Source organism: Kineococcus haloalkalitolerans, from assembly GCF_050871905.1.
GTDB lineage: Bacteria > Actinomycetota > Actinomycetes > Actinomycetales > Kineococcaceae > Kineococcus.
Genome location: NZ_JBJLSH010000036.1, coordinates 40,320 through 51,333, shown reverse-complemented (window position 1 = coordinate 51,333; position 11,014 = coordinate 40,320). Strand labels below are relative to the sequence as shown.

General features: G+C 76.7%; 10 protein-coding genes. 3 read left to right on the top strand and 7 right to left on the bottom strand.

The genetic code is table 11. The features are described 5' to 3' along the window. Positions 1 to 302: 302 nt before the first annotated feature. From ACRYMY_RS14335 to ACRYMY_RS14325, 3 genes are all read left to right on the top strand, one after another. Positions 303 to 1,328 (top strand): sensor histidine kinase, encoded by a 1,026-nt coding sequence (locus ACRYMY_RS14335; RefSeq protein ID WP_432547928.1) that lies wholly within the window; start codon positions 303 to 305, stop codon positions 1,326 to 1,328. After that, a complete protein-coding gene (locus tag ACRYMY_RS14330; RefSeq protein ID WP_432547927.1) occupies positions 1,325 to 1,978 on the top strand; it encodes a response regulator in 654 nt (217 codons plus the stop codon). Before ACRYMY_RS14335 ends, ACRYMY_RS14330 begins: the two co-directional genes overlap by 4 nt. A 72-nt stretch (positions 1,979 to 2,050) precedes the next feature. Next, positions 2,051 to 3,052, top strand: a complete 1,002-nt coding sequence (locus ACRYMY_RS14325; RefSeq protein ID WP_432547926.1) for a 2-hydroxyacid dehydrogenase — start codon at positions 2,051 to 2,053, stop codon at positions 3,050 to 3,052. Here the strand turns inward: ACRYMY_RS14325 and ACRYMY_RS14320 are convergent. The 7 genes from ACRYMY_RS14320 to ACRYMY_RS14290 all read right to left on the bottom strand — a co-directional run bounded on the left by ACRYMY_RS14320 (position 3,012) and on the right by ACRYMY_RS14290 (position 11,010). Beyond that, positions 3,012 to 3,758: a sirohydrochlorin chelatase gene (locus ACRYMY_RS14320; protein WP_432547925.1), complete on the bottom strand. Its 747-nt coding sequence runs from the start codon at positions 3,756 to 3,758 to the stop codon at positions 3,012 to 3,014. The genes ACRYMY_RS14325 and ACRYMY_RS14320 overlap by 41 nt on opposite strands. Continuing rightward, on the bottom strand, positions 3,755 to 4,966 hold the full coding sequence (locus ACRYMY_RS14315; protein ID WP_432547924.1) for a uroporphyrinogen-III synthase: 1,212 nt from the start codon (positions 4,964 to 4,966) through the stop codon (positions 3,755 to 3,757). The genes ACRYMY_RS14320 and ACRYMY_RS14315 overlap by 4 nt, the downstream gene beginning before the upstream one ends. Further along, the gene (cobA, locus tag ACRYMY_RS14310; RefSeq protein ID WP_432547923.1) at positions 4,963 to 6,291 is read right to left on the bottom strand and encodes a uroporphyrinogen-III C-methyltransferase; all 1,329 of its coding nucleotides are present in this window, start codon (positions 6,289 to 6,291) and stop codon (positions 4,963 to 4,965) included. The genes ACRYMY_RS14315 and cobA overlap by 4 nt, the downstream gene beginning before the upstream one ends. Next, positions 6,292 to 6,609: a Rieske (2Fe-2S) protein gene (locus ACRYMY_RS14305; RefSeq protein WP_432547922.1), complete on the bottom strand. Its 318-nt coding sequence runs from the start codon at positions 6,607 to 6,609 to the stop codon at positions 6,292 to 6,294. It lies immediately after the preceding gene. After that, positions 6,606 to 9,206, bottom strand: coding sequence for a nitrite reductase large subunit NirB (gene nirB / locus ACRYMY_RS14300; protein ID WP_432547921.1), 2,601 nt, complete (start codon positions 9,204 to 9,206; stop codon positions 6,606 to 6,608). The genes ACRYMY_RS14305 and nirB overlap by 4 nt, the downstream gene beginning before the upstream one ends. 3 nt (positions 9,207 to 9,209) lie before the next feature. Further along, positions 9,210 to 9,557: a molybdopterin oxidoreductase gene (locus ACRYMY_RS14295; protein WP_432547920.1), complete on the bottom strand. Its 348-nt coding sequence runs from the start codon at positions 9,555 to 9,557 to the stop codon at positions 9,210 to 9,212. Positions 9,558 to 9,621: 64 nt separating this feature from the next. Continuing rightward, positions 9,622 to 11,010 carry an MFS transporter gene (locus ACRYMY_RS14290; RefSeq protein WP_432547919.1) on the bottom strand — a complete coding sequence of 463 codons (1,389 nt, stop codon included), beginning with the start codon at positions 11,008 to 11,010 and terminating at the stop codon, positions 9,622 to 9,624. Positions 11,011 to 11,014: the final 4 nt, after the last annotated feature.

The following is an 11,014-nucleotide window of genomic DNA, read 5'->3' as shown; positions in this document are numbered from 1 at the left end:
GCGGGGGCTCACGTCTCGTCGGGGCCCTGGAACACCATCGCCGGCTCGACCGAGAGCACGACCTCGAACTCCAGCAGGCTGGCGCCGGGGGCCACCGGCTGCGCCCGCGCGCCGGCGGGGGGGGGGCGGGGGGCGGCGGGGGTCCCCCCCCCCCGCCCCCCCCCCCCCCCCCCCCCCCCGCCCCCCCCCCCCCCCCCCCCCCCCCCCCCCCCCCCCCCCCCCCCCCCCCCCTCGCCCCTGCGGCAGCCACCGCGGCGTGGGCCGCCGAGCCGCTCCTGTTCCCCGTCGCCAACACGTTCGCCGTGCCCCTGTGCGCGCTCGGGCTGGCTCCGCTGGCGGCCACCCGCTGGGCGCGGAGCACCGCCCGCGCGGCGGTGGCCGTGGCCGTCGTCCTGGTGCTGGTGGCGCTGCAGGGCCTCGTCCACGACGCCTACGGGATCGGGGACGGCGTCGCCAACACCGTCTTCGCCGGGGCGGTGGCCGTGCTGGGCCTCGTCTGGCGCCGGCACGCCACCGAGCGGCGGCGGGCCGAGGCCCTGGCCGCCGACCGGGCCGCCGCGGCGCGCGAGGCCCGCGAGCAGGCCCGTGAGCAGGGCCGCCGGGCCGTGGACGCCGAGCGCGCCCGGATCGCCCGCGAGCTGCACGACGTCGTCGGCCACGGCTTGAGCGTCGTCGTCCTGCAGGCCCGGGGCGCCCGCGCGGTCCTGGCCGCAGACCCCGCCCGGGCGCGCGAGGCCCTCGACGAGGTCGAGCGGGCCGCCTCCGGCGCCCTGCGGGAGATGCGGCTGCTCACCGGGCTGCTGCGCACGACCGACGACGCGGCCGGCCCGCCGCCGGGCCCGCCGGACCTGCCCGCGCTCGTCGGCGACGTCCGCCGCGCCGGTGTGCCGGTGACGCTGGACGCGGACGCGCTCGACGACCTGCCGCCGGGGTTCGCCGTCACCAGCTACCGCGTCGTGCAGGAGGCGCTGACCAACGCGGCCCGGCACGCACCGGGCGCCGACGTCGCCGTCGTCGTGCGGCGCAGGGAGCAGGAGGTGGTGGTGGACGTGCGCAACACCGCACCGCCGGGAGCGTCCCCGCCGGACGCCGCCCCGCCGGACGACGCCCCGCCGGAGTCCGCAGTGCCCGGCGTCGACCTCCCGTCCACGGGCGGGCGGGGGCTCGCGGGCGTGCGCGAGCGGGCCACCGTCCTCGGCGGGCACGTCGCGGCCGGTCCGCAGGAGGACGGCGGGTTCCGCGTCCTCGTGCGCCTGCCCGTGCCCCCGCCGGCAGCGGCCGAGGTCTCCGAGCCCGCGCGGGCGGCCGCGGAGGAGGCCCCGGCGTGAGCCTGCGGGTGCTCGTGGTGGACGACGAGCGGCTGGTGCGCGCCGGGTTCCGGATGGTGCTCAGCGCCTTCCCCGACGTCGAGGTCGTCGGGGAGGCGGCGGACGGCGCCGAGGCGGTGTCCGCCGCCCGGGCCCTGGACCCGGACGTCGTCCTCATGGACGTGCGGATGCCGCGCGTGGACGGCATCGAGGCCACCCGCCGCCTGGCCCGCGCCGGGCCGCGGCCGGCGGTGCTGGTGGTCACGACCTTCGACGAGGACGAGCACGTGTACGCGGCGCTGCGGGCGGGCGCCGGGGGCTTCCTGCTCAAGGACGCGCCCGAGGCGCAGCTCGTCGCCGCCCTGCGGACCGTCGCGGAGGGCGTCTCGCTGCTGGCGCCGTCGGTGACCCGCCGGCTGGTCGCCGCCTTCGCCCCGGCGGTCACCGGGCGGCCGGCGGTGCCGCTGGACGTCCTCACCGCCCGCGAGCGGGAGGTGCTGCTGCTGGTGGCGCGCGGGCTGGCCAACGCCGAGATCGCCGGGCGCCTCGGCGTGGGGGAGGCCACGGTCAAGAGCCACGTCTCGCACGTCCTGGCCAAGCTGGGGCTCGTCAGCCGCAGCCAGGCCGTCGTGGCCGCCTACGAGGCGGGGCTGGTCAGGCCGGGCGCCTGAACGACCTCGCCCGGCGCGGACCGGCCCGGTGCCCGGCTCGGCGCTCGGGCCGGCGGTCGCTACCGTGCGCGGGTGCCCAGCGCCGAGCCGTCCGACACCGCCGTGACCACCCCTGGTGCCAGCGCCGCCGAGGTGGTGGTCAGCCTGCCGCGCGCCTCGTGGGCCGAGGCCCTCGGCGAGCTGCCCGGGGTGCGCGCGGTCGTCTGGGACTGCGCGGGCCCGGTGCCCGACCCCGCCCCGCAGGTCGTCGTCCCGCCGTACATGGGCGCCCCGCCGCTGCGGGAGTCCCTGGACCGGCTGCCGGGGCTGCGCACGGTCCAGCTGCTCACCAACGGCTTCGACGGCGTCGTGGAGCAGCTGCCCGACCACGTGACCCTCTGCAACGCCGCCGGGGTGCACGACGCCTCGACGGCCGAGCTGGCCGTCGGGCTGGCCATCGCCGCGCTGCGCGGCGTCGACGACGCCGCCCGGTCGATGGCCTCGGGCGCCTGGAGCGCCGCGCGGCGGACCTCGCTGGCCGACCGCCGCGCCCTCGTCCTCGGCTGGGGCGGGGTCGGGCGCGCCGTCGCCGACCGCCTGGAGCCCTTCGAGGTGCAGGTCACCGCGGTGGCCAGCGCCCCGCGCGTGGAGGAGGGCCCCGCCGGGCGGGTGCGCGTGCACGGCCCGGTCGAGCTGCCGGACCTGCTGCCCGAGCACGACCTGGTCGTCGTCGCCTGCCCGCTGACCGACGCCACCCGCGGCCTCGTGGACGCCGCCTTCCTCGCGGCCCTGCCCGACGGGGCCCTGCTCGTCAACGTGGGCCGCGGGCCCGTCGTGGACACGGACGCCCTCCTCGCGGAGGTCCGCACGGGCCGCCTGCGCGCGGCGCTCGACGTGACCGACCCCGAGCCGCTGCCGCCCGGTCACCCGCTGTGGACGACCCCCGGCGTGCTCGTGACCCCGCACGTGGGCGGCAACACGACCGCCTTCCGTCCCCGCGCCCTCGCCCTGCTGCGCGAGCAGCTGCAGCGCACCGTCTCCGGTGCGCCGCTGCTCAACGTGGTGCGAGCGGGGCGGGACGCGCCGCGGGGCTGAGCGCGGCGTCGTAGCGGCGCAGCACCAGCTCCACCAGCTCCGGGTGCGGGCCCATCGGCTCGGCGACCGCGTCCGCGCCCGCCGCGGCCAGCCGCGCCGAGAACACCCCCGGCGCGAGCAGGTAGCTGGCCACCGCCACCCGGCCGGCGCCCCCCGCGCGGGCGGTCGCCACCGCGTCGGCCACGGCCGGCTCCTGCGCGGACAGGAACCCCGAGCGCACCGGCCGCCCCGTCGCCGTCGCCAGCAGCGACACCGCCCGCTCGACGTCGGCGCGGGCCCGCTCGTCCGAGGACCCGGCCGCGGCCAGCACCAGCGCCAGCGACGGGTCGTCCAGGCCGTCCGGGCCCAGCGCCTCGCGCAGGCGCTCCACGAGCACGCCCGTGACCTCCGCACCGGGCCCCAGCGCCTCCGCGGCCACCGCCGTGCCGCCCGAGGCGGCCACGGCCCGGGCGATGTCGACCCGCACGTGGTAGCCGGTGGACAGCAGCAGCGGCACGACGACGCTCGCCCGGCCCGCCGCGGCCAGGTCGCCGACCACCGCGTCCAGCTCCGGCTCCTGCACGTCCACGTGCGCGGCCAGCACCTCCACGCCGGACCGGCGCTCGCGGACGGCGGCCCGCAGCCGCTCGACGGTCTCGTGCCCGGCGCGCGAGCGCGTGCCGTGGCTGCAGGCGACCAGGACGGGGAGGTCGGGTGCGCCGCTCACGCGCCCACCTCCCGCGCACCGGGCACCGGGGCGTCGGTGGGGGCCGGCACGTCGTCCGGCACGTCGTCGGGCAGCACGTCCAGGCGGTAGCCCCGCTTGACGAGCGTGCGCACGAGGTCCGGGCGGGGCAGCGCCCCGCGCAGGCGCGCGACCGTCACCTCGACGGCGTGCGTGTCCGCGGCCGAGGGCAGCTCCGCCAGCAGCTCCTCGCGGGTGACGACCGCGCCGCCGGCCAGCGCCAGGCGCCGCAGCACCGCCAGCGGGCCGGGCGCCAGCTCCAGCAGCTCCTCGCCGAGCACGGCCGCCTGGGCGCGCAGCTCCAGGACCCCGTGCGGGGTCCGCACCCGCGCCAGGGGGTGCTCGGCCAGGTGGGCGGTCACCGTGCGCAGCAGCGCCCCCAGGCGCCAGCGGTCCGGCACGAGGGGGTCCACACCGGCCGCGCGCAGCGGCTCGGCGGTGACGTCGCCCACCGCGCACGCCACGACGCCCTCCCGGAACCCGGCCAGCAGCTCGCGCTCGCGCCCGGCCTCCGCCGCGGCGTGCAGCAGGGCGGCGGCGCCGGGGGCGCTGGTGAACGTCACCGCGTCCAGGCGCCGGCAGGCGACGGCCTCGACGAGGCGCTGCACGGCCTGCGGGTCCTCCGGCGGCAGCCAGCGGTACACGGCGACGCCCCGCACGCGGGCGCCGGCGTCCACGAGCGGCTGCAGCTGGTGCTCGTCCGCCGCGCCGTGCAGCTGCACGACGACCGAGCGGCCCGCGACGCCCTGCGCGACGAGGTGCTCGACGGCCTCGGCGGTCTGCTCGGAGGACGCCGACCACTCCTCCCGCAGCCCGTTGGCGCGGATGACGCCCGTCGCCTTGGGGCCGCGGGCGAACACCCGCGAGCGGCCGAGGACCTCCAGCAGCGGACCGGCCAGGCCCGCCGCGTCCGCGGCCTCCACCCACCCGCGCAGACCGATCCCCGTGGTGACGAGGACGAGGTCCGGCGGGTCCGCGATGACGTCGCGGGTGTCGGCCAGCAGCTGCGCGTCCTCGCTGAGCGGGACGATGCGCATGGTCGGGGCGTGCAGCACCCGGGCTCCCTTGCGCTCGAAGGTGGCGATCATGTCGTCGGAACGGCGGTCGCTCGTCACGCCGATGGTGACGCCGAGCAGCTGCCGCACGTCGGCGGCGGTCCCGGCGCGGGGCGGTGCGGAGGTGTCGCTCACGACCCGTGACCGTAGGCGACGGGGAGGACTCCCGTCAGGTGGTGCCCCGGGCCGGGCAGCAGCTCGTCGGCCAGGTCCACGACCGGACCCACGACGATGACGGCGGGGGAGCGGACCCCGCGCGCGGCCGCGACGGCGGCGATCTCGGACAGGGGCGCGGTCGTCGTGCGCTGCTGCGGCGTCCAGCCGCGCTCGACGACGGCGACCGGGGTCGCCGGGTCCTTGCCGTGGGCGACGAGGTCCGCGGCGAGCCGCGGCAGGGCCGCGACGCCCATCATCAGCACGAGCGTGCCGTCGAGCCGGGCCAGCCCGGCCACGTCGACCCCGCGGTCGACACCGCGGTCGACCCCGCCGTCGCTCGCGGTCGCCGCGTCGCAGGTGTGGGCGGACACGACGGTGACGGACCGGGCGACGCGGCGGTGGGTGACGGGCACGCCGGCGGCGGCCGGGACGGCGAAGGCGCTCGTCACGCCGGGCACGACCTCGACCTCGACGCCGGCCTCGCGGCAGGCCAGGACCTCCTCGCCGCCACGGCCGAACACGTACGGGTCGCCGCCCTTGAGGCGCACCACGTGCCGGCCGGTGCGCGCGGCCTCCACCAGCAGGCGGTTGATCTCCTCCTGCGGGACGGGGTGGTGGTCGGGGGTCTTGCCGACGTCGACGACCTCCACCTCGGGGTCCAGCTCCGCCAGCACGGCCGTGGGCGCGAGGCGGTCGACGACGACGAGGTCGGCCTCGGCCAGCGCCCGCCGTCCGCGCAGGGTCAGCAGGTCCGGCTCGCCGGGCCCACCGCCGACGAGGGTGACGCGCCCGGCGCCCGGACGCTGCCGGCGCAGGGGGAGCGCCCCGGTGTCCAGCAGCCGGCCCAGCGCCTCGCGCAGCCGGCGCGCCCGGCGGGGGTCGCGCCCGGCGGTGACGGAGACGACCACCTCGCCGCCGACCTCGCTGCCGATCCCGCCGCCGGTGAGCGGACGGCGGACGACCGCGGGGGTCCAGGCGGAGGACGCGGCCGCGTCGTCGGCACGCACGCACCAGGTGCGCCGCGCCTCGGCGGCCGCGGCCAGCGCGGAGTCCGTGGCGGGATCGCCGGTGGCGGTGTGCACCAGCCACGCGCCCTCGACGTCGGCGGGCACGGCCTCGCGCGCCTCCCAGCGCGCGCCGGCGTCCGCGCGCACCAGGTCGGCGAGGTCCTCGCAGACGGCCGGGGCGACCACGACGACGTCGGCGCCGGCGGCCACCAGGTCCGCGGCGCGGCGGGCGGCCACCGGCCCGCCGCCGGCCACCAGGACCCGGCGGCCGGTGACGTCCAGGTGCAGCGGGTACACCTACACCTCCACGCTGACGCGGCCGGCGGTGTCCACCCGGCAGGGGTGCACGCGCAGCGGCGCGCAGTCCCCCGAGGACTCCCCGCTCGCCAGGTCGAAGGCGTTCAGGTGCAGCGGGCACACGACGACGCGCTCGTCGATCTGCCCGTCGGCCAGCGGCCCGCCGGCGTGCGGGCAGGCGGCCTGCACGGCGCTGACGCGGCCGCTGCGGTGGCGGAAGACCGCGACCTGCTGCCCGGCGACGGCGAAGGCGCGGCCCTCGCCGGGCGGGATCTCCTCCAGGGAGCAGACGTCGTGCGCGCTCGTGGTGCTGGTCACCGGGGACCTCCCGTGCTGGTGGTGGGCTCGGCGGAGGAGTTGGAGTGCACGTCGGGGACGAGCCCGCCCGGGGCGCCGGCCGGGCGCCGCGGCACCAGCGGCAGGTCCACGAGCGGCAGCGCGGTGCGGAACTGCCCGGGCGTGACGGGCTGCTCGCCCTCCTGCCACGGGTCGCGGTAGGCGTCGACGGTGGCCTGCAGGCGCTCGTCGAGACCGGCGACCATCCCGTCGGAGTCGTCGACGAGGACCGCCCGCACCCGTTCGAGCCCCATGCGGGGCACGAACTCGTACGTGCGCTCCAGCCAGTTCCCCCACTCGCGGTAGAACTGGATGAACCGGCCGGTGAGGGCGATGACCTCCTCGGGGGAGTCCACCGTGGCGAGCAGGTCCGCCTTGCGCACCGAGGCGCCCGCGGCACCGCCGACGTAGACCTCCCACCGGCCGCCGCCGACGGCCACCACTCCGACGTCCTTGACGTACGCCTCGGCGCAGTTGCGCGGGCAGCCGACGACGCCGAGCTTGAGCTTGGCGGGCGTCTCGATGCCCTGGAACCGCGTCTCGAGGTCGATGCCGAGCTGGGTGGAGTTCCCGAGGCCGAACCGGCAGAAGTCGGTGCCCACGCAGGTCTTCACCGTGCGGAAGCTCTTGCCGTAGGCGTACCCGGACGGCATGCCGAGGTCCTTCCAGACCTTCGGCAGGTCCTCCTTCTTGACGCCCAGCAGGTCGATGCGCTGACCACCCGTCACCTTGATCATCCCGACGTCGTACTTGTCGGCGACGTCGGCGATCTTCCGCAGCTGGTCGGCGGTGGTCACACCGCCCTTCATCTGCGGCACCACGGAGAACGTGCCGTCGCGCTGGATGTTCGCGTGCACGCGGTCGTTGATGTAGCGACCGTCGCGCTCGTCCTCGACGCTGTCCGGCCACATCATCCGCAGCAGCGAGGTGAGACCCATCTTCGACTTCGCGTCCTCCTCCCCGCCCGGGGCCAGCGCGCGGAACACCGCCGACACCGACCGCAGCCGCTGGGCGCGGACCGCCTCCACGAGCTCGGGCTTGGCCATCGGGATCCCCGGCACGTACCACTTCGCGGACTCGTCGACGGTCAGCGCGCCGCCGGCCGCCCACGCGGTGATCTGCTCGACGACCGTCGTGCAGGACCCGCAGCCCTTGCCCGCCCTCGTCCTCGCCATGACGGCCGTGATCGACGTGCAGCCGTCCTCGACGGCGTCGACGATGGTGCCCTTGGTGACCCCGTTGCAGTTGCAGACCTGGGCGGAGTCGGCCAGCTCGGCGACCCCGACGTCCTCCGACGGCGTCCCGAGGTCGAACAGCAGCGCGGTGCGCTCCTCGGGCAGCGGCAGCGCCTGGTCGAACGCCTGCTGCAGGAACGACGTCTTGCGCACGTCGCCCAGCATCGTGGCGCCGACGAGGCGGCCGTCGCGGATCACCACGTTCTGGTAGACGCCGCGGTGCGGTTCGGAGAACACCACGAACTCGTCGTCCTCGGTCTCCGGTCCGGGCAGGCCCATCTGCACGACGTCGACCCCGGCGACCTTGAGCTTCGTGGCGGTGCGCGAGCCGTGGTACTCCGCGTGCGGGTCGGCGCCGGTGAGGTGGTCGGCGAGGACACCGGCCTGCTCCCACAGCGGCGCGACCAGCCCGTAGGTCTGCCCCCGGTGCTGCACGCACTCGCCGATGGCGTAGACGCCGTCGGCGCAGCTCATCCGGTCGTCCACGACGACACCGCGCTCGACGGTGAGCCCCGAGCGCAGCGCCACCTCGGTGGAGGGGCGGATGCCGGCGGCGACGACCACGAGGTCGGCGTCCAGGACGGTGCCGTCGGGCAGATCCACGCCCTCCACCCGCTCCGTGCCCATCAGGCCGCGGGTCCGCACCCCGGTGTGCACGCGGATGCCGAGGGCCTCGACGCTGCGGCGCAGCACCTTCCCGGCCTCGGCGCCCAGCTGCTGGTTCATCAGGTGCGGCGGCGAGTGCACCAGGTCGACCTGGACGCCGTGGGTGGCGAGGCCGTGCGCGGCCTCCAGGCCGAGGAGGCCGCCGCCGATGACGACGGCGCGGCGGTGCGTGCGCGCGGCCGTCAGCAGGGCGCGGGTGTCGTCCAGGGTGCGGAAGGAGAACACGCCCTCCAGCAGGGAGCCGTCGAGGCGGTGGGTGCCCTCCATGCGGGGGATGAACGGGGTCGACCCGGTGGCCAGCACGCAGACGTCGTACGGCGTCTCCGTCCCGCGCGCGTCGACGACGACCCGCGCGTGGGTGTCGATCCGCTCGACGGCCACCCCGGCGCGCAGGTCGATGCCGTTCTCGGTGTACCAGGCCAGGGAGTTGAGGTAGATGCCCTCCTCGTCCTGCTCACCGGCCAGCACGTGCGACAGCATGATCCGGTTGTAGTTGCCGTAGGGCTCGGCGCCGAACATCGTGACGTCGAACTGCTCGGCGCCACCGCGCTCCAGGACCTCCTCGACGGCGCGGGCGCCGGCCATGCCGTTGCCGACGACGACGAGGCGCCGCTTGCGCGTGCGCTGCGCGGGGACCCCGGCGGTGCGGGTGCCGGTGGTGCTGCTGGTGACGCTCACGCTTCAGACCTCCACGAGACCCAGGTCGACGACGAGCGTGCCGCTGACGCCCTCGGGGGCGGCGACGCGCACCTCGACCGTCGAGGGGGCCTCGATGTCCTCGACGATCCTCAAGCTCACGTGGACGGCGCCGAGCGCGCCGATGGGGAACCAGCGCATCGGCACCCCGTCCCGGAACAGGACGGCCGACACCAGCTCCGCGGTGGAGTTCCCGCCGCGGAAGTAGACCGCCTGGGCGCGGGCGCCGTCGGGCACGGTGTAGACGGGCAGTCCCTCCAGCGGGACCGGCTTCTCCAGCCCGGCCCCGGTGAAGGGGTGGGCGCCTTGCAGGAAGCGGGGGGTCGACGTCACGGGGTGCTCCTCCGGGTCGGGGCTGGCGCCCGGTGCGCCGGAGCGCACCGGGCGGTCGGGCCGGTCAGATGGCGGTGCCGGCGAAGCGGCTGCTGCGCCCGCGGACGTAGACCGCCCACGTGATCGCGGCGCACAGGACGTAGAAGCCGATGAACACCACCAGGGCGGGGGCCAGGGACCCGAACTCCGTGATCGAGGTGGCGAAGACGCGCGGGATGATGAAGCCGCCGTAGGCGCCGATGCCCGCCGCGATGCCGATGCAGGCGGCCGCCTGCCGCTTGGCCAGGGTCATCGCCGCGCGGTCCTCCTGGTCCACACCGGCGCGGAAGATCGCGGGGATCATCCGGTAGATGGAGCCGTTGCCGACCCCGCTGGCCACGAACAGCAGCAGGAAGCAGGCGAAGAACGCGGCGAAGCTGCCGAGCGACAGGGACGCGATGACGCCCACCGCACCGACCGCCATGACGAGGTAGGAGGCGATGCTGATGCCGCCACCGGACACCCTGTCGGACAGGCGACCGCCGTAGGGGCGGGCGAGGGAGCCGACGAGCGCGCCGAGGAAGGCCAGCGTCAGCGGCACCTGCGGCAGGCCGACGAACCCCCAGTCGAAGGTCACCTGCGGGAACTGCTGCTGGATGAGGGTGGGGAAGACGCCCGCGTAGCCGATGAACGAGCCGAACGTCCCGATGTACAGGAAGGAGATGACCCAGGTGTGCTTGTTGCGCACCGCCGCCGCGTAGCCGCCGAAGTCCGACTTCGCCGACGACAGGTTGTCCATGAACCGCCAGGCCAGCACGGCGGAGAGGACGGCGAGCGGGATGACCATGAGACCGGCGCGGTCGAGGGCCAGGCCGCCGCCGACGACGACGGCGACCGGGACGACGAGCTGCACGACGGCCACGCCGAGGTTGCCGCCCGCGGCGTTGAGGCCGAGCGCGGCGCCCTTCTCGCGCTCGGGGAAGAAGAACGAGATGTTCGCCATGCTGCTGGCGAAGTTCCCGCCCCCGACACCGGCGGTGGCGGCGACGAGGACCATGACCCAGAAGGGGGTCTGGGGGTTCTGCACGACGATCGCCAGGCCCGCGCAGGGCACGACGAGCAGCAGCGCGGAGATGATCGTCCAGTTGCGGCCGCCGAAGCGCGGCACGGCGAAGGTGTAGGGGAAGCGCAGCGTCGCGCCGACCAGGTTCGGGACGGCGATGAGCCAGAACACCTGGTTCGTCGTCAGGTTGAAGCCGGCGTCGCCGAGGCGGGGTGTGACGATCGTCCACAGCTGCCACACGGAGAAGCCGAGGAACTCCGCGAAGATCGACAGCCAGAGGTTGCGGCGCGCGGCGGGGCGTCCGGTGGAGCGCCACTGCTGGGCGTCCTCGGGGTCGTAGTGGTCGACCCAGCGCCCGGGACGGGGGTTGGTGATCGTTCCGAGCGCGTCGCGCTCCTCGGTGACGGCCATCGCG

Coding starts and splice junctions, on each gene's coding strand:
- ACRYMY_RS14290 (WP_432547919.1), bottom strand. CDS start 11,010: ATGGCCGTCACCGAGGAGCGCGACGCGCTCGGAACGATCACCAACCCC.